Here is an 18,774-nt window from a genome sequence, read left to right on the forward strand (position 1 = left end):
CGATATCGAAATTGTCTAGTATTTCTTTGGGAAGAACTAGACGGGCTAATTGTTCAAGCATGTTCATAATGCAAAGATACAAAATACTATGAAATAAAAAACACCCCCAGTACTTTTCCGCTGACCCCTACTTCTTCCGTCAGCTTACCGCACGTCAGTCAGTTACAGCCAATGCTGTCGGAACTTACATCTCCACGCAGACCAGCAGTTATTATGACGAGGGCGCTCCTTATAAATATGATGTGGACGGCAAGACGGCTTCACTGCTTACTGAGGTTATATACGAGAACCGCTTAAAGCCATTTACGCTTTCAGCTGGCTTTAACTACAGCTATAAACATACAAAGAACGACTATTCGGGTGACGCTTCGTCCTTGACCAATACGGACAACAACCGCATGTATGCCTTTGCCGAAATAAAGGGTATGCTCAGACCGTTGAGCTATTCATTGGGAACTGGCGCAAGTTATATCCATTATATTCAGAACGGTCATAGATATAACTTCTGGACTTTCCACCCAAAGGCATCGCTGACTTATCAGATCAATAACGGCATGCAGTTGAGCTATACTTATCAGATGCAGGACCGGATATCCCGCATTGCCATGACGAGCGATGCTATGGTTCGCACAAATAGCATGGAATGGACTTTAGGCAATCCCGACCTGAAACCTTCACGTGACATGGAGCACCGACTGCAGCTTTCATACAACAACAACCGCTTGCAGACCTTCTTTGACGCTTACTTCAAGCAATGCCTGAAGCCGAACATGGCTCACTATGAACGGAGAGACGACAATCAATTCATATATACGCAGGTGAACCAAAAGGAGATTGACGTATTGGATGTCATGGCATACGCAGGATATTGGCTCTTGCCAGAGAAACTTCAGATTGCCGCCAATGGAGGTCTGTACAGATGCTTCAATTTCGGTAACGACTATACGCATTGTTACACCTCATGGTATTATGCAGGTAGCGTCACGGCTTATCTCGGTAATTTCACGTTGCAAGGATACATAGATAACGGCAGCAGATTCTTGGAAGGCGAATCGAAGGGCTACAACGGAGCTTACTCAGTTCTGAAGGCATCCTACGTATGGCGCGACTGGCAGTTTGCATTATCCTGGGCTAATCCCTTCGACAACAACTACAAGGCATACGAAAACGAATTGCTCAACCGTGACATATATAAGCATACCGTCGGCTATTCCAAAGGCAACGGCAACCAAATATCCCTGAACCTATCCTGGCGACTAAGCCGAGGTAGCAAGCATAAGTCAGCAGAAAAGAGAATTAACCTGCGCGACACGGATAATGGCATTATCAAATAAAAATACAAAAAACGACAATAGAGACAATGTAGACAACTCAATAGCGGTTGTCAGTCATTGTCTCTATTGTCGTTTTTATGTTATTGAGAGTTGGGATTTAATAACCCTCAACTCTCAATTATTAATTCTCAACTCGAAGATTAGTATTCGTTCCAAGCCTTGATGCCGATATCTTTAAGCTTCGTTGTGCAGAATGCATAGATGAACGCACTTGCGAGGCGGGCGTTGGTGATAAGAGGCACGTTAAGGTCGATGGCGGCACGGCGAATCTTGTAGCCGTTGCTGAGCTCTGAACTTGTGAGGTTCTTCGGGATGTTGACCACCATATCGATGGTATGGTTGTGCAACAGGTCGAGAGCCTTAGGCTCGTCACCCTCCTCAGAAGGCCAGAGCACGTGGGTGTTCTCGATGCCGTTCTCGGTAAGGAACTTGCTGGTTCCGGCTGTAGCATAGAGTTTGTAGCCATTGTCGATGAGCATCTTGGCAGCGTCGAGCATTTCCACCTTCTGCTTTGCACCACCCGTTGAGAGAAGGATGTTCTTCTTCGGGATGCGGTGGCCTACAGAGAGCATACTCTTCAGCAATGCTGTGTTGGTGTCGTCGCCCAGACAACCCACCTCACCGGTAGAGCTCATGTCTACGCCGAGCACTGGGTCGGCCTTCTGCAGACGGTTGAACGAGAACTGTGATGCCTTGATACCTACGTAGTCGAGATCGAAGAGGTTCTTGTTAGGCTTCTCAACCGGCAGACCGAGCATTACGCGTGTGGCAAGCTCGATAAGATTGATCTTCAGAACCTTGCTTACGAACGGGAACGAACGTGAGGCGCGGAGGTTACACTCGATAACGAGGATGTCGTTGTCACGTGCCATGAACTGGATGTTGAACGGACCGTTGATGTGGAGCTCCTTGGCAATCTGACGACCTACACGCTTACAGCGACGAACGGTCTCGACGTAGAGCTTCTGCGGCGGGAACTGGATGGTGGCGTCACCTGAGTGGACACCGGCAAACTCGATGTGCTCAGAGATGGCGTAGGCGATAACCTCACCGTTCTTAGCCACGGCGTCCATCTCAATCTCCTTGGCGTGCTCGATGAACTTGCTCACAACGACCGGATGGTCCTCGCTGACGTTGGCAGCCAACTGGAGGAATCGCTTCAGCTCGTCCTCGTTAGAGCATACGTTCATGGCAGCACCGGAGAGTACGTAAGAAGGACGTACGAGTACGGGGAAGCCTACACGGTCGATGAAGTGGTCGATGTCCTCCATGCTTGTAAGTGCGCTCCACTCCGGCTGGTTGATGCCGTTGTTGGTAAGCATCTGCGAGAACTTGGCGCGGTCCTCAGCGTTGTCGATGTCCTGAGCCTTGGTGCCGAGGATGGGCACGTGCTGCTCGTCGAGGAGCATGGCAAGGTTGTTAGGAATCTGACCACCGGTAGATACGATAACGCCGTGAGGTGTCTCGAGGTCGATGATGTCCATCACGCGCTCGAATGTAAGCTCGTCGAAGTAGAGACGGTCACACATATCGTAGTCAGTAGATACGGTCTCGGGGTTATAGTTGATCATAACCGAACGGTAGCCCTCCTTGCGGATGGTGTTGAGCGCCTGAACGCCACACCAGTCGAACTCTACAGAAGAACCGATACGGTAAGCGCCAGAACCGAGAACGATGATAGAACGCTTGTCGTTCTCGTATGTGATGTCGCTCTTCACGCCGGCGTATGTAACGTAGAGATAGTTGGTCTGTGCCGGATACTCAGCGGCAAGAGTGTCAATCTGCTTGACTACAGGAAGAATGCCATAATTCTTACGACGTGTACGAACCACGAGCGAAGCCTTACGCATTGACTTAAGCTCGTCCTCCAGGCCTACGGCACGTGCAATCTGGAAGTCGGTGAAACCGTATACCTTTGCTGTGCGGAGGAGTTCGCGGTCGAGAGTGTTGATGTTGCACTTCTTCATAGCCTCGTCGATGTCGATGATGTGCTTCAGCTTCTCGAGGAACCACTTGTCAATCTTGGTCAGATCATGAATCTGATCAACGGTGTATCCCTTGTGCATAGCCTTCGAGATAACGAAGACACGCTTGTCAGTCGGCTCGCGCAGAGCAGCGTCGATGTCCGCAATCTCAAGCTCCTTGTTCTCAACGAAGCCGTGCATGCCCTGACCGATCATACGCAGACCCTTCTGGATGGCTTCCTCGAAGTTGCGGCCGATGGCCATAACCTCACCTACAGACTTCATTGAAGATCCAAGCTCCTTGTCTACGCCGCGGAACTTAGAAAGGTCCCAACGCGGAATCTTGCAGACTACGTAGTCGAGAGCGGGCTCGAAGAAAGCGCTGGTGGTCTTGGTTACGGAGTTCTTCAACTCAAACAAGCCATAACCCATACCGAGCTTGGCAGCTACGAAGGCGAGTGGATAACCGGTGGCCTTGGAAGCGAGGGCTGATGAACGGCTCAGACGAGCGTTCACCTCGATAACGCGATAGTCCTCAGACTTCGGGTCGAAGGCGTACTGCACGTTACACTCACCTACGATGCCGATGTGACGGATGATCTTGATGGCGAGGGCACGGAGCTTGTGATACTCAGAGTTGGTGAGAGTCTGTGACGGAGCGATAACGATTGACTCGCCGGTGTGGATGCCCAGAGGGTCGAAGTTCTCCATGTTGCAGACGGTGATACAGTTGTCGTAGCGGTCGCGAACCACCTCGTACTCTATCTCCTTCCAGCCCTTCAAGCTCTTCTCCACCAATACCTGCGGAGAGAATGAGAATGCCTTCTCTGCGAGCTTGTTGAGCTCTTCCTCGTTGTCGGCAAAGCCAGATCCGAGTCCGCCAAGTGCGTAAGCGGCACGGATGATGACAGGATAACCCAGTTCGGCAGCAGCCTTACGTGTCTGTTCTATTGTCTCGCAAGCCTCGCTCTTGATAGTCTTGACGTTAATCTCGTCGAGCTTCTGAACGAAGAGCTCGCGGTCCTCTGTGTCCATGATGGCCTGTACGGGAGTACCGAGCACCTTTACGTTATACTTCTCAAGGATGCCCTGACGATAAAGCTCCACACCACAGTTGAGTGCGGTCTGACCGCCGAATGAGAGCAGGATGCCGTCGGGACGCTCCTTCTTGATAACCTCCTCTACGAAGTAAGGCTGAACGGGAAGGAAATAAATCTGATCGGCAACACCCTCTGAGGTCTGTACGGTGGCGATGTTAGGATTGATGAGCACAGTCTGCACACCCTCTTCACGCAAAGCCTTCAAAGCCTGAGAGCCAGAATAGTCGAACTCGCCCGCTTCGCCAATCTTCAAGGCACCCGAACCGAGCAACAATACTTTCTTTATATTTTCGTCTTTCATTTATTCTAAGTGTTTAAATTGATTAGGGGCTTTTACTTCAACGCTTCTACGAACTTGTCGAACATGAACTCTGTGTCAACCGGACCTGAGCATGCCTCAGGGTGGAACTGGCTTGAGAACCAAGGCTTGGTCTTGTGACGGATGCCTTCGTTAGATCCGTCGTTCATGTTAACGAACAGCTCTTCCCAATCCTTGCCGAGTGTCTTTGCGTCTACAGCGTAGCCGTGGTTCTGCGATGTTACGAAGCACTTTTCTGTGCCAACCATGCGTACCGGCTGGTTGTGTGAACGGTGACCATACTTGAGCTTGTAGATGTGAGCGCCTGCAGCCTTTGCGAGCAGCTGGTTGCCCATACAGATACCGCAGATAGGCTTGTCCGAAAGGCTCATCTGCTTCTGGATAATCTTAACTGCGTCCTCGCACATGTCAGGGTCGCCAGGACCGTTGGCAAGGAACAGACCGTCAAACTCCATGTCGGTGTAGTCGTAGTTCCAGGGCACACGGATTACCTCGCAGCCGCGGTTGATGAGGCAGCGGATGATGTTTGCCTTCACGCCGCAGTCGACGAGCACTACCTTCTTCTCGGCTCCCTCGTTGTAACGGATGATTTCCTTGCAGCTCACCTTGTCCACGAAATTAACTCCAGCATACTCGGCAGTCGGCACGTTCTCAGGCTCATCGTCGAAGAGAATCTTGCCCATCATCACGCCATGCTCACGCAGCACCTTTGTAAGCTCGCGGGTGTCGATGCCGGTAATTCCGGGCACCTTCTCTCTCTTGAGCCAGTCGGCGAGGCTCTCCACAGCATTCCAGTGGCTATACTGTTCGCTGTAGTCAGCCACGATGATGGCTGAAGCGTAGATTTTGTCACTCTCCATGAACGTGGGCAGTCCGTTTGCTTCTGTCGTGAACGGCGGCACGCCATAGTTGCCTACCAGCGGATACGTCAGTGTCATAAGCTGTCCGGCATAAGAAGGGTCGGTAAGCGACTCGGGGTAACCCATCATCGCTGTGTTGAAAACGACCTCTCCAGCCACCGGTGCTTCATAACCGAATGACTTACCATGGAACTTGGTTCCGTCTTCCAATACTAAAGTTACGTTTCTCATACTTATATCTTCGATTATTTATTCAATAAAATTCTTGATTTCTCAATTTGTCTTTTCGCACTAAGAGAGCGTGTTATCCTCTGAATAACACACTCTCTCGTGATGTTGTATGTATGCAGCTTGCGCTTACATCTGCTTTTCCATGTAGTTGACGAATGCCTGATTGCAGAGCTTTGTGCCGCCCGGTGTGGGATACTTGCCCGTGAAATACCAGTCGCCCTTGTGGTCGGGGATGGCTTCGTGCAGTCCGTCTATAGACTGATAGACGAGTTCTACGGGTGTCTCCAGCTCCTCAGGACGCAGCATTTCCACAATCTTCTTGTTTATCTCGTCAATGCTGAACGGCTTGTAGACGTCGCGTACGCAGTTGCGCATCATCTCCTTCGGCTTAAGAAGCTCCAGCTTGCACGAGTCGTAAACTCTCTTCATCAGATCCTGCATGCCACGCTCCTTTATCAGCTCCATCGTAGCACGGAACACGCAGAACTCCTCCAGACGGGGCATGTCGATGCCGTAATAGTCAGGATAGCGAATCTGCGGTGCCGACGAAACTATTACGATCTTCTTCGGGTGCAGGCGATCGAGGATACGCAGGATGCTCTCCTTAAGAGTGGTTCCGCGTACAATCGAGTCGTCAATCACTACGAGGTTGTCAACGTAAGGCTCGATGCATCCGTATGTGATGTCATATACGTGTGAAGCGAGGTCCTTGCGCGAATTGCCTTCGGTGATGAAGGTTCGCAGCTTGATGTCCTTTATTGCCACTTTCTCAGAACGCACGTATGTGTCAAGGATGGCGTGCAGCTCTTCGTCGGTAGGAGTATGGTCGAGCTGTTGTATTTTCTTTACCTTCAGCTCGTTGATGTATTTCTTGAATCCGGAGAGCATGCCGTAGTATGCCACCTCCGCTGTGTTCGGTATGAACGAGAAGACGGTGTGTTCGATGTCGTCGTCCACTGCCTTCAGAATCTGTGGTACGAGCAGTTCGCCCAGACGCTTGCGCTCTTTGTAGATGTCGCGGTCTGATCCGCGGCTGAAGTAAATGCGCTCGAACGAGCAAGCCGAGTCGCCGCGCTGCTTCAGAATCTCTTCGATGCGCATCTCTCCGCGTCTGTTTACGAGGAGTGCGTTGCCTGGTTGCAGCTCCTGGATGTCCTCACACTCGAGGTCGAACGTGGTCTGCAGTACGGGGCGTTCTGACGCCACAGCCACAAACTCGTCATTGGCGTAATAGAACGCAGGACGGATGCCCCAGGGGTCGCGCATGGAGAACATCTCGCCTGAACCGGTCAGTCCGCACATCACGTATCCGCCGTCGAAGTCGGGCATGGATGTCTTCAGGACGTTGGCCATGTTCATGTGCTCATCTATATAATGTGTAAGCTCCATGCCGTCCAGTCCTTGCGCCTTTGCCTCTACGAAGTTTCGCTCAGCCTCACGGTCAAGACGGTGTCCCATCAGTTCGAGGAGTGTATATCCGTCGCTGTAGATTCTCGGGAACATGCCTCGTGTGAGCATCTTCTGGAATATCTCGTCGATATTGGTCATGTTGAAGTTGCCGCAGATGCAGATGTTCTTGGCCTGCCAGTTGTTGCGGCGCAGGAATGGATGGACGTATGACAGTCCCTTCTTTCCCGTCGTGGAATATCGCAGGTGTCCCATATACAGTTCGCCGGCGAAAGGCAGGTGCTCCTTGGCGAAGTCGGCGTCTGCAAGCAATTCGGGTGATAGGCTGGCATACTCTTTCTGTACACGTCCGAATATTTCGGTTATGGCATCTTTGCCTTCGGCTCGTTCTCGGAACATATATTCTGATCCTGGCTGTCCGTCGAGCTTCACGCACGACATACCGGCACCTTCCTGTCCGCGATTGTGCTGTTTCTCCATCATAAGATACAGCTTGTTCAGTCCGAACATCCATGTTCCGTACTTCTCTTGGTAGTATTCCAGCGGCTTCAGCAATCTGATCATTGCTACGCCACACTCATGCTTTAATGGTTCCACGATTATTGTTATTTTTTGTTTTTATTGGCAATTTGTTTGCCTTAACGCTTGTATACGAATAAAAATTAAGCGTCAGGTTCTTTACCCAACGCTTTATGGAGTGCCGCGGGGCACTAATTTCTGATAATATTAACAACCAAAGAGGCTACAGACGTCAAGATGCTCACGAATGAGAACCACAACGTCGTAGATTGACCGATAGCGGAGTTCTTGGCCTTCACCTTGTTCGGCTCCACATATATGTAGTCGTTCTGCTGCACGTAATAATACGGAGAGTTGATGATATTGGCATCATTGAGGTTGAGGCGGTGAGCCTCCTTCTGACCGTCGGCGTTCTCGCGGATGAGAAGCACGTTGTCACGACGTCCGTAAATGGAGAGGTCGCCTGCTTGGGCAAGGGCCTCAAGCACGCTCATCTTCTCTGTGGTAACCGGCACCACCCTAGGCGATGTCACTTCACCGGCAACCGTAACACGGTAGCTCGACATTGAAACCGTCACAACGGGATTTTCTGATTCGGAGAGATAAGGCTTAACCTTTTCCTTGATGAGTTCCTCACACTGGTCCTTGGTGAGTCCGGCAACGTGGATGGTGCCGACTACGGGGAAGTCTATATCACCGTTATTGTCCACCAGATACGGCAGAAGTGTGCCTGTGGAGGAGTTAAGACGTCCGTCAGCGCTGAGCGTACTCTGAATAGAGAGGTTGAACGGTTTGGATGTTGACGGGTCGGAAGCAACGACGGTGATGGTCAGCTGGTCCTTCGGCATAATGCGGGCGTCGAAGAGTCCTTTGGATGCTGCCAAACTAATGGAATCAATGTTCTGGAAATAGGTGATCTGCTTTGCTGACGAACAAGCGTTGAGCAGCAAAACAATCGTCATAATAACAATTGGAATAAATAATTTCTTCATAAAAATCTGCGATGCAATTATATCGTATACGAATTTTGGTGCAAAAATACTACTTATTTCAGACTCTACAAAGTTTTTTGTCGATTTATTTTATTTGAGATGTTTTGAAGGTGTCTTATACGAATGTTTCATATATTTATATTGTCAGGTTTGGATGCTTTGTCGACTGTCAAAATGAAAGCGTGAAGCTTTTCCGCTACTTTCTATTCGATGTTTTACGTGGCAAAATGTCGCTGATGAGCTATAATTTCGTATTTTTTAGGGGTTTTCAGTGAAATATTGTAAATACATACGTTTCGTGCTTAAAAAGCTTGGCAAAACAACTTGGAATATCATAATTTTATATTAATTTTGCAAAGGTCATTAAAAATAAATCCCCTTAAAAAGTACAATGATGAACAACGACAGAGCAAATACACGCGTCAACAAAGTGCTGCTTATCTATACCGGCGGTACTATAGGAATGGGGCGCAATGTGCAGACAGGAGCGCTTGAGCCTCTTAACTTTGAACACCTGATTGCCAATCTGCCAGAATTCGCTTACTTGCAGACTGACATAGACACTTATCAGTTCACACCGCCTATCGACTCGTCTGACATGTCGCTCAGGAGGTGGGCGCAGCTTGTGCGCATCATTGCAGACAATTATGACAGTTATGACGGCTTCGTCATCCTTCATGGCACAGACACCATGGCTTACACGGCGAGTGCCTTGTCGTTTATGCTTGAGAACCTTACCAAGCCGGTCATTCTTACAGGATCGCAGTTGCCGATTGGTCAGTTGCGCACCGACGGTAAGGAGAATCTTGTCACAAGTATAGAGCTTGCTTCGGCATGTGACGAAGAGGGACATCCGATGGTTCCGGAGGTCTGCATCTATTTCAGCGGAAAGCTTATTCGCGGCAACCGTAGTACGAAGGAGAATGCAGACGGATTCAATGCCTTCAATTCGTTCAACTATCCGTTGTTGTGCGACGCTGGCATCGAGTTCAACTTCCATCCTCACTACATCCTCAAGCCCGACTATTCGCGTCCGATGATTCCTCATACGGCTTTAGATCCAAATGTTGTGGTGTTCTCGCTCTTCCCGGGCATCCAGCAGAACGTGGTGCGCCACTTCCTCGATGTGCCCGACTTGCGTGGCATCGTCCTCCGCAGTTACGGCAGCGGCAATGCTCCTCAGAAGCCGTGGCTCATCCAGCTTCTCAAGGAAGCCACGATGCGCGGTGTGACAATCGTTAATATCAGTCAGTGTGTGGCTGGCAGCGTAAAGATGGGACGTTACGAAGCCAGCTTCCATCTTAAGGAAGCCGGCGTCGTGAGCGGTTATGACAGCACCGTGGAGAGTGCCGTCACAAAATTGATGTTCCTGCAGGCCAAATACAAGGACTGCCATACCATACGCAGCCTTATGGACCGCAGTATCTGCGGCGAAATAACAAGAGGCTAAAGCTCTGAAATGGCTTTAGCTCTCATTTACGAAATTTAAAATTTGGGCATCGTGACCTCGAACATCGGGTTGTCACGATGCTCTTTCTTTATAATGTCCACCAGTTCGCGGACAATCTCCGGATGCACAGCTGCCAAATCGTTGTCCTCGTGTATGTCGTTGGCGAGATTGTAGAGGCGTGGCTCTCCCTCCACCACCACTAACTTCCAATCGCCACGACGCACGCCAATCTGGTCTGTCTCGTGAAATTCCCAGTACAGATGGTCATGCTTATGCTGCTTGTCATCGTTGCCCAAAAGGGTGGGGGCGATGCTGATGCCGTCAAAGCCGTCGCCAGGCAATTGCTTGTTGGTGTAACGGCGGCGGAAATCCTTCACGCCAGCGAGGTCGCAGAACGTAGGCATGAGGTCGTAGAAGGCAAACTGAAGATCGCTGACGCTTCCCGCCTTGATATGTTCCGGCCACCATGCTATGAACGGGATGCGTATGCCACCCTCGTAGCACTGGCGTTTCAGACCTCTCAGCTTGCCGTCGCGTCCGAAATATTCAGGGTCGGCACCGCCTTCCTCATGAGGACCGTTGTCTGATGTGAATATCACGATGGTGTTCTTGTCGAGTCCTTTCTCGCGCAACTTGGCGAACACTTCTCCAACGTAGCTGTCCAGACGGGTTATCATTCCTGCAAAGTGAGCATGTGTGTGCTCCACAGGATTATAGCGCGAACCTTCCTGACCTCCCCAAGTCTTGTCCACAAAGAACTTCTTCTTATATCCCACCAATATCTCGTCGTCGGGCTGAGCAAGTTCGGCGTGAGGCAGAGTGTATGTGAAGAAGCCTACGAACGGATGGCTGGCATCCTGACTGTCTATCCATTCCAGAGCCTTGTCATGGATAATGCGTGCCGAGTATTGAGGACGCTTAAAGTAGTCGGGACCGAACATCGGATACTTGATGTTGTCCTCGAGCACTTCACGCACCACGGCTGTGTCGCCAGCCGATCGTGAGAAGCGGTTGAGAAAGTTGGGATAATAAAGGTGGGCTTGGAATTGGCAGATATAACCATAGAACTCGTCGATGCCGCGCTTGTCGGGTGTAGATGCCGAACCTTCGTAGCCTCCCGCCCATTTGCCGAACACTCCGGTGCGATAACCTCGGTCCTTGAGCATCTCGGGTAGAATCTTGTGAGCCGGGTCGTAAGGTTCCTGACCCACTACGGCAAAGTCTGTGTTATTGCCGTACTTTACGGTATGTTCAGCCGACCAGTATTCCTTGTTGCCTCTTACGTGTGTATGTCCCGAATGCTGTCCCGTCATTAGAGTGGCGCGTGAAGGTGCCGACACCGGCGAACCGGCGTATGCCTGAGTGAAGCGCATGCCCTCTGCCGCCATGCGGTCGATGTTGGGAGTTGAGATATAAGGTTGTCCGTAGCAGGCGAGGTCGCCATATCCCATGTCGTCGCACAGGATGAAGATGATGTTTGGAGCCTGCGTCTTGTGTGCCTTGCCGTAAGCGTATAACGGAGCCACTACGAGAGGCAGCGCCGCCAAGAGTGATTTGTTTGTTTTCATTAGTTTTTCTTGTTTTAGATTTCGTCGTCTAAACTTGAGTAATATATAATAAAAGGAGACTATGTCGATTTTGTCGCGCATAGCCTCCTTATTATATTTATTTGTTCTTTACAGTCATTCTACCTTACTCAGCGCGGAAGTTCGGAAGATCCTCCTTGGTGAAGTTGGTGATGTAAGCGTGCTCGCCGATGACGTTGGCCTGAGCCATGCGCACGTATACATTGGCGCTCTTTGCGAAAAGCTCTGCAGAACGTGTGGCGTCCTCGAGGATGAGCAGCGACATGATGATGTCGCCGGTCATGTTGTAGAGGCGGCGTGCGAGGAAGTCGTGTGTCTCCTGGTCCTGAGCCTCCTTCACGTACTCCATAGCCTGCTCGTACAGCTTCACCATCTCCACTACGCGAGCCTTCAGCGGCTTCAGCTCCTCTGCCACTTCCTTCTCAAGCATCTCCTTGATGATGCTGAGGTAAGTGCCGTTAGAGATGTAGCGGATGGCAGCCACAACCTGCAGCTGTGTGGTTCCCTCATAGATAGAGAAGATGCGGGCGTCGCGATAGAGGCGCTGGCTCTTATACTCCATGATGAATCCTGAACCGCCGTGCACCTGGATGGCGTCGTAAGTGTTCTGGTTGGCATACTCTGAGTTCATACCCTTAGCCAGCGGTGTGAATGCATCGGCAAGGCGAGAGTATTTCTTCAACTCCTGACGCTCCTCAGCTGTGAGCTTGCGCTCGCGTGAGATATCCTCCAGAGCCTTATAGATGTCCACGTAGCGTGCTGTCTGATAAAGGATAGATCTGCCGGCGTCGAGCTTTGCCTTTATACGTGCAATCATGTCGTAAACAGCAGGGAACTTAACAATCTCTGTGTCGAACTGCTTGCGCTCACGGGCATACTTCAGAGCCTCGGCGTAAGCAGCCTGGCTTACGCCTACAGACTGAGCGGCAATACCCAGACGTGCACCGTTCATAAGAGCCATTACGTACTTGATAAGTCCGAGACGTGTCGAACCGCAAAGCTCTGCCTTGGCGTTCTTGTATACGAGCTCGCAAGTGGGCGAACCGTGGATACCGAGCTTGTGCTCGATGTGGCGTACTGTCACGCCGCCGTCGCGCTTGTCATAGATAAACATTGACAGACCGCGTCCATCGCGTGTGCCCTCCTCAGAACGTGCGAGTACGAGGTGGATGTCAGAATCGCCGTTGGTGATGAATCGCTTCACGCCGTTCAGACGCCATGTGCCGTCCTCGTCCTGTGTGGCCTTGAGCATGACGCGCTGGAGGTCAGAACCAGCGTCCGGCTCAGTGAGGTCCATTGACATGGTCTCGCCAGCGCAGACACGGGGAATATACTTCTGGCGCTGCTCCTCAGAACCAAACTCATAGAGAGTCTCGATGCAGTCCTGGAGTGACCAGATGTTCTGGAAACCAGCGTCGGCAGCCGAAACAATCTCCGAAGCCATTGAGTAAGGAGTGATAGGCATGTTGAGGCCGTTGTAGCGGCGCGGCATAGAGATGCCCCAGAGTCCGGCCTGGCGTGTAGCCTCGATGTTCTCGTAGGTCTTCGATGCATAGTGCATACGTCCGTCCACGAGGTGCGGTCCCTCGAGGTCCACGTCCTCAGAGTTAGGCTCGATGATGTTGGCGGCGATGTCACCGGTGATTTCGAGCACTCGCTTATAGTTCTCGATAGCGTCCTCGAAGTCCACGGGCGCATCCTCATATTTGTCCTTGTCGGCGAAGTTGCGCTCCTTCAGCTCAACGACGCGCTGCATTTCCGGATGATTAAGATAGAAATCGTACTCCGGATGGTCGGTATAATAGTTAGCCATTACTTATTATTCGCTTTATAGTACTTGATGAGTTTCGGAAGCACCTCTTCCACTGTGCCTGTAATCACGTAGTCGGCAATCTTGTTGATTGGTGCGTCCGGGTCGTTGTTTACGGAGATGATGATGCCTGAGTCCTGCATGCCGGCGATGTGCTGAATCTGTCCTGAGATACCGCATGCGATGTACACCTTCGGGTGGACGGTTACGCCGGTCTGACCGATCTGACGGTCATGGTCGCACCATCCTGCGTCCACAGCGGCACGGCTTGCGCCCACCTCGCCGTGAAGCTCCTTGGCAAGCTGGAACAGCATCTCGAAGTTCTCCTTCGATCCTACGCCGTAACCGCCTGCCACTACGATGGCAGCACCCTTGAGGTTGTGCTTGGCAGCCTCCACGTGACGGTCGAGCACCTTCACCACGTAGTCAGCGGTGGGCACATACTTAGCCACGTCCATGTATTCCACTTCGCCCTTTGCCTTGCCCTCATAGAGAGCCTTCTGCATCACGCCGCTACGTACAGTAGCCATCTGCGGACGGTGGTCAGGGTTGACGATGGTGGCAACGATGTTGCCGCCGAATGCCGGACGGATCTGATATAGCAGGTTGTCGTAGTGAGTGCCGGTCTTCTTGTCGTCATAGTCGCCGATCTCCAGCTCTGTGCAGTCAGCTGTCAGACCGCTTGTCAATGATGACGATACGCGCGGACCGAGGTCACGACCTATAACCGTAGCGCCCATGAGGGCTATCTGCGGCTGCTCCTCCTTGAAGAGGTTTACGAGGATGTCAGTATGCGGAGCAGATGTGTAGGGGAAAAGTCCCTCGGCGTCGAAGACAAAGAGCTTGTCCACGCCGTAATGCAGAATCTGGTCCTCCACCTTGCCCTTGATGCCAGTACCTGCCACGATGGCGTTGAGGTCCACACCGAGCTGGTTGGCGAGTTTGCGGCCCTTGGTAAGGAGCTCCTGCGAAACCTCCTGCACCTGTGTGCCTTCTATCTCACAATATACAAATACGTTATTCATTATCCAATAATCTTTTCGTCCAACAATTCCTTTATCAAGCCCTCGATGTCGGTGTCGCTGCCGGTGAGAGTCTTGCTCTCCTTAGCCTGGAAGACGATGTTCTTCACGGCCTTCACCTTCGTGGGCGAGCCGCTCAGACCACACTGCTGCGGGTCGCCGTCCACGTCAGCCACTGTCCACTGGTTGAGAGTGAGGTAAGGACGCTCCTCGTACAGGTAGTTATATTTTGCTTCGGGCTGGCGCTCCATAGGAGCTGTGGCACGCTTGTATTTCATCACAAGCTTGGCGTTGGCAGGGCGGCAGGGAGCAGCCGAACCGGTTACGGTCACCACGAGCGGCATCGGAGCCTCTACGGTCTCCACGCCACCGTCGATATGGCGGCGTATGGTCAGCTTGCCGTCCTCACACTTGAGGATTTCCTCGGCGTATGTCACCTGCGAGAGGCCCAGCTTCTGAGCCACCTGCGGTCCCACCTGTGCCGTGTCGCCGTCGATGGCCTGGCGTCCGCCGATAACAACGTCCACGTCGCCGATCTTCTTGATGGCGGTGGCAAGGGCGTAAGAAGTGGCGAGGGTGTCAGCGCCTGCGAAGAGGCGGTCGGTCAGTAGCCATCCCGTATCGGCACCGCGGTAAAGGCCTTGGCGAATCACCTCGGCTGCACGCGGAGGACCCATTGTCAATACTCCTACAGTGGAGCCGGGGTTCTGCTCTTTCAAGCGCAGAGCCTGCTCCAGAGCGTTCAGGTCTTCAGGATTGAAGATAGCCGGCAGAGCGGCGCGGTTGACGGTACCTTCCGCCGTCATGGCGTCCTTGCCGACATTTCGTGTGTCGGGTACTTGCTTGGCAAGTACAACTATTTTCAAACTCATATAATATAAATTATTTTGAAATTTTCTTGACTTTTTTATCTGCAAAGATACATCTTATAATTAACATTGTTGTGTCTTTTTCCGATTTTTTTAGCATCAATGCCACTTTTTTCGTGGAATATAACTAACTTTGCACTCATTATTTTCAAAAACTGGATACTCTAACATCAGGATTTTTATGGGAGGCATATTTGGCACCATTTCCAAGAAAAGCTGCGTGGCAGACGTTTTCTATGGAACTGACTACAATTCACATCTCGGAACCCGCCGCGGCGGTATGGCGATGTACAGTAAGGAAAAAGGATTTACACGCTCCATCCACAATCTGGAGAGCTCGTACTTCCGCACCAAGTTCGAGTCTACGCTCGACAGATTTGAGGGCAGCACGGCGGGCATCGGCGTGATTAGCGACACCGACGCACAGCCCATCGTCTTTAATTCGCACCTTGGACGCTTCGCCATCTGCACGGTGGCAAAGATTGTCAACATTGAGGAGCTTACACAGAAGCTGCTCGACAAGAACATGCACTTCGCCGAACTCTCGCAGAGTTCCACCAATCAGACAGAGCTCGTGGCCTTGCTCATTACGCAAGGCAGGACTTTCCGCGAAGGCATCGAGAACGTCTATCACTCCATCAAGGGCTCCTGCACCATGATGATTCTTACCGAAGACTCGCTTATCTGCGCCCGCGACGCATGGGGACGCACACCTATTATTATAGGTAAGAAGGACGGTGCATACGCCGCCTCAAGCGAATCCACTTCTTTCCCTAACCTCGACTTCGAGGAGTGCTACAACGTCGGACCCGGCGAAATTGTCAGCCTCACCGCCGACAGCCTCACACAGCTGCGCCCTGCCAACAAGAAGATGCAGGTGTGCTCCTTCCTCTGGGTGTATTACGGATTCCCCACATCCACGTACGAAGGAAAGAACGTCGAGGAAGCACGATTCACAAACGGATTTAATCTCGCCAAGACTGACGACGTGGAGGTGGACTGCTGTTCGGGCATCCCCGACTCAGGCACCGGCATGGCTATGGGATATGCAGCCGGAAAGGGCGTGCCTTACCAGCGCTGCATAGCCAAGTACACCCCCACATGGCCGCGCTCCTTCACCCCCGCCAACCAGTCGATGCGTTCGCTTGTGGCAAAGATGAAGCTCATTCCCAACAAGGCGATGCTCAACGGCAAGCGTGTCCTCTTCTGCGACGACTCCATCGTCCGCGGCACACAGCTCCGCGACAACGTCAAGGTACTCTTCGATCAGGCTGGTCTCAAGGAATGCCACATGCGCATTGCCTGTCCGCCCCTCGTCTACAGCTGCCCCTTCATCGGATTCACGTCCTCGAAGAGCGACATGGAGCTGATCACACGACGCATCATCGAGAAGTTCGAAGGCGACGCCAACAAGGACCTCGAGAAGTATGCCACCACCGGCTCTCCGCAGTATAACCGCATGGTGGACGAAATCCGCTCACAGCTCGGTCTCACCTCTCTGAAGTTCAACACCATCGAACAGCTCATCGCTGCCATCGGACTGCCCAAGTGCCAGGTCTGCACCCACTGCTTCGACGGTTCCAGCCAGTACACACTTGAGGAGCAGGCAGACGAGTAGACACAATTATTAATTGGTATTTTTTATTTATTAATTAGGCGCAGCCTGATACCGAAGGAAGATATGTTTTTAGGGTGATTATTTAGCTATACGCAGTAATCCGCTTTAAAAGAAAAGAAGAAATGATAAAGAACTTGATATTCGATTTTGGCAAGGTGCTTGTCGATTACGACTACTTCGTGGTCATCGACAAGTACTTCGCCACACACGCCGAGTCAGAGCAGTTCTACGACCACCTCATGAACGATAAGTGGAACGAGCGACTCGACCGCGAGTCGCGCACCTTCCCACAGATTATAGCCGACATGCAGGAGGCTATGCCGCAGTGGAAGGATCAGATAGCGCAGTTCGGCGCCCACTATACAGAGTTCGTCCTCGGCGAGATACCCGGAATGCGCGAGCTCCTCACCAGCCTCAAGGCAGAGGGCTATCGTCTCTACGGCCTCACCAACTGGTGCAGCTGCGTACATCAGACCATGCAGCAGTTCCCCATCTTCAGCCTCCTCGACGGACGCGTCATCTCTTCTGAGGAACACGTCGTCAAGCCCGAGCGCGAGATTTATGACATCCTCTGCAGCCGCTTCCACCTGCGCCCCGAGGAGTGCGTCTTCGCTGACGACCGTGAGGACAACATCGAGGCAGCCAGAGCCTACGGCATGCACGGCATAGTCTTCAAGGACTGCCAGCAGTATAAAGCCGAGCTTAGCGCCATCTTCGCCCGTGAGGGTAGTCTCAATGCCGCTCCCGCTCTCTCCCCCGAACTTGAGCAACGTGTCCGTCGCTCCGTCGACCTCTTCATGCAGGGTTACGGTTGCTGTCAGTCAGTAGTGGCAGCTTTCGCCGACCTCTATGGCGTTGACGACCAGCTTGCCAAGCGTATTGCAGCCGGCTTTGGAGGTGGAGTAGGACGTATGCGTATGATGTGTGGTGCCGTCTCCGGCATCGTCACCCTCGTCGGACTCGACTGCGGTCAGACGGAAGGTGCTGACCGTGAGGGCAAGTCGGCATGTTATAAGGTGGTGCAGGAGTTGCTCCATGAGTCGGAAGCCCAGAACGGCTCCCTCATCTGCGCCGAGCTTCTCGGACTTAACGGTTACGAGAAAGCCCACTCTTCCTACGTCGCCTCACCACGCACCGCCGAATACTACAAGAAGCGTCCCTGCGCCGCCAAGGTGGAGAGTGCCGCCAGAATATTCGCCGGCTACCTTATGCGTAAAGCAGACAAGTGATAAAAAAATTGCCATTAAGTATCGTATAACTTAATGGCAATTTTCTTTATAGGCAATTCTATATTATTACAGACAGCAACGATAAGATCCAATACATATCATTTGTGGCTTACACATTTCTGGTTTGTATTGTTTTAATCTATGTGTCACTATTAGTAAAACATGGTACGAATGCGGGTTTCGGTTATGCGAATACGTTTCAATTCACGCACCCATGTAGGGTGCGACAAACGAGGTGTATAGAGTTGACAGCAAAGAAGTAGTTTCAATCCACGCACCCACGTAAGGTGCGACGTCTGGCACAAGGTCGGATGATGCGAACATCTTTGTTTCAATCCACGCACCCAAGTAGGGTGCGACTACGACAGACTTGTTAGCCCTGCACCCGACGAGCGTTTCAATCCACGCACCCACGTAGGGTGCGACCATGGAGAAGGGAATGAATCCCGTGTCAGCCTTGTTTC

General features: G+C 51.8%; 13 protein-coding genes and 1 pseudogene. 5 read left to right on the top strand and 9 right to left on the bottom strand.

The features are described from left to right. The first annotated feature begins 242 nt into the window (after positions 1–242). The gene (locus CHL74_RS13185; RefSeq protein WP_176452266.1) at positions 243–1,334 is read left to right on the top strand and encodes a hypothetical protein; all 1,092 of its coding nucleotides are present in this window, start codon (positions 243–245) and stop codon (positions 1,332–1,334) included. A 140-nt stretch (positions 1,335–1,474) separates the two neighbouring features. Here the strand turns inward: CHL74_RS13185 and carB are convergent, their stop codons facing one another. The 4 genes from carB to CHL74_RS13205 all read right to left on the bottom strand — a co-directional run bounded on the left by carB (position 1,475) and on the right by CHL74_RS13205 (position 8,726). Beyond that, complete coding sequence (gene carB / locus CHL74_RS13190; protein ID WP_094881674.1) at positions 1,475–4,699, bottom strand: carbamoyl-phosphate synthase (glutamine-hydrolyzing) large subunit; 3,225 nt, start codon at positions 4,697–4,699, stop codon at positions 1,475–1,477. Between the two features lie 32 nt (positions 4,700–4,731). Then, positions 4,732–5,808: a glutamine-hydrolyzing carbamoyl-phosphate synthase small subunit gene (gene carA / locus CHL74_RS13195; protein WP_094881675.1), complete on the bottom strand. Its 1,077-nt coding sequence runs from the start codon at positions 5,806–5,808 to the stop codon at positions 4,732–4,734. A gap of 126 nt (positions 5,809–5,934) precedes the next feature. Then, positions 5,935–7,812, bottom strand: coding sequence for an amidophosphoribosyltransferase (locus CHL74_RS13200; protein ID WP_094881676.1), 1,878 nt, complete (start codon positions 7,810–7,812; stop codon positions 5,935–5,937). A 113-nt stretch (positions 7,813–7,925) separates the two neighbouring features. After that, the gene (locus CHL74_RS13205; RefSeq protein WP_094881677.1) at positions 7,926–8,726 is read right to left on the bottom strand and encodes a polysaccharide biosynthesis/export family protein; all 801 of its coding nucleotides are present in this window, start codon (positions 8,724–8,726) and stop codon (positions 7,926–7,928) included. Positions 8,727–9,120: 394 nt separating this feature from the next. Between CHL74_RS13205 and CHL74_RS13210 the strand changes: the two genes are divergently transcribed. Then, entirely contained in the window at positions 9,121–10,176 is a 1,056-nt protein-coding gene (locus CHL74_RS13210; protein ID WP_094881685.1) for an asparaginase, read from the top strand. A gap of 35 nt (positions 10,177–10,211) precedes the next feature. On the opposite strand, the gene CHL74_RS13215 is transcribed toward CHL74_RS13210, so the two are convergent. The 4 genes from CHL74_RS13215 to CHL74_RS13230 form a co-directional block, all read right to left on the bottom strand. Continuing rightward, positions 10,212–11,744: an arylsulfatase gene (locus CHL74_RS13215; RefSeq protein WP_094881678.1), complete on the bottom strand. Its 1,533-nt coding sequence runs from the start codon at positions 11,742–11,744 to the stop codon at positions 10,212–10,214. Positions 11,745–11,868: 124 nt separating this feature from the next. Beyond that, positions 11,869–13,575, bottom strand: a complete 1,707-nt coding sequence (locus CHL74_RS13220; RefSeq protein ID WP_094881679.1) for an acyl-CoA dehydrogenase family protein — start codon at positions 13,573–13,575, stop codon at positions 11,869–11,871. After that, positions 13,575–14,597 (bottom strand): electron transfer flavoprotein subunit alpha/FixB family protein, encoded by a 1,023-nt coding sequence (locus tag CHL74_RS13225; RefSeq protein ID WP_094881680.1) that lies wholly within the window; start codon positions 14,595–14,597, stop codon positions 13,575–13,577. Before CHL74_RS13225 ends, CHL74_RS13220 begins: the two co-directional genes overlap by 1 nt. After that, a complete protein-coding gene (locus CHL74_RS13230) occupies positions 14,597–15,466 on the bottom strand; it encodes an electron transfer flavoprotein subunit beta/FixA family protein (protein ID WP_094881681.1) in 870 nt (289 codons plus the stop codon). Before CHL74_RS13230 ends, CHL74_RS13225 begins: the two co-directional genes overlap by 1 nt. Positions 15,467–15,644: 178 nt before the next feature. Here CHL74_RS13230 and CHL74_RS13235 point away from each other — a divergent pair, with 178 nt between their 5' ends. From CHL74_RS13235 to CHL74_RS16390, 3 genes and pseudogenes are all read left to right on the top strand, one after another. Then, positions 15,645–17,081, top strand: coding sequence for an amidophosphoribosyltransferase (locus tag CHL74_RS13235; RefSeq protein WP_094881682.1), 1,437 nt, complete (start codon positions 15,645–15,647; stop codon positions 17,079–17,081). A gap of 122 nt (positions 17,082–17,203) precedes the next feature. Beyond that, positions 17,204–17,746, top strand: a pseudogene (locus CHL74_RS16385) (HAD family hydrolase); the annotation flags it as partial. A 132-nt stretch (positions 17,747–17,878) separates the two neighbouring features. Then, positions 17,879–18,310, top strand: a complete 432-nt coding sequence (locus tag CHL74_RS16390; RefSeq protein ID WP_254923310.1) for a C-GCAxxG-C-C family protein — start codon at positions 17,879–17,881, stop codon at positions 18,308–18,310. A 204-nt stretch (positions 18,311–18,514) separates the two neighbouring features. Here CHL74_RS16390 and CHL74_RS16025 read toward each other — a convergent pair. Continuing rightward, the coding region (locus CHL74_RS16025; RefSeq protein WP_217901458.1) for a hypothetical protein at positions 18,515–18,774 on the bottom strand (260 nt) is incomplete at its 5' end.

Origin of the sequence: Prevotella sp. 885, assembly GCF_002265625.1 — a bacterium.
Classification (GTDB): Bacteria; Bacteroidota; Bacteroidia; order Bacteroidales; family Bacteroidaceae; genus Prevotella.

Bases quoted from the DNA above. Each gene is read 5' to 3' on its own strand.
- carB (WP_094881674.1), bottom strand. From the start codon at position 4,699: ATGAAAGACGAAAATATAAAGAAAGTATTGTTGCTCGGTTCGGGTGCC.
- carA (WP_094881675.1), bottom strand. From the start codon at position 5,808: ATGAGAAACGTAACTTTAGTATTGGAAGACGGAACCAAGTTCCATGGT.
- CHL74_RS13205 (WP_094881677.1), bottom strand. From the start codon at position 8,726: ATGAAGAAATTATTTATTCCAATTGTTATTATGACGATTGTTTTGCTG.
- CHL74_RS13210 (WP_094881685.1), top strand. From the start codon at position 9,121: ATGAACAACGACAGAGCAAATACACGCGTCAACAAAGTGCTGCTTATC.
- CHL74_RS13215 (WP_094881678.1), bottom strand. From the start codon at position 11,744: ATGAAAACAAACAAATCACTCTTGGCGGCGCTGCCTCTCGTAGTGGCT.
- CHL74_RS13220 (WP_094881679.1), bottom strand. From the start codon at position 13,575: ATGGCTAACTATTATACCGACCATCCGGAGTACGATTTCTATCTTAAT.
- CHL74_RS13225 (WP_094881680.1), bottom strand. From the start codon at position 14,597: ATGAATAACGTATTTGTATATTGTGAGATAGAAGGCACACAGGTGCAG.
- CHL74_RS13230 (WP_094881681.1), bottom strand. From the start codon at position 15,466: ATGAGTTTGAAAATAGTTGTACTTGCCAAGCAAGTACCCGACACACGA.
- CHL74_RS13235 (WP_094881682.1), top strand. From the start codon at position 15,645: ATGGGAGGCATATTTGGCACCATTTCCAAGAAAAGCTGCGTGGCAGAC.
- CHL74_RS16390 (WP_254923310.1), top strand. From the start codon at position 17,879: ATGCAGGGTTACGGTTGCTGTCAGTCAGTAGTGGCAGCTTTCGCCGAC.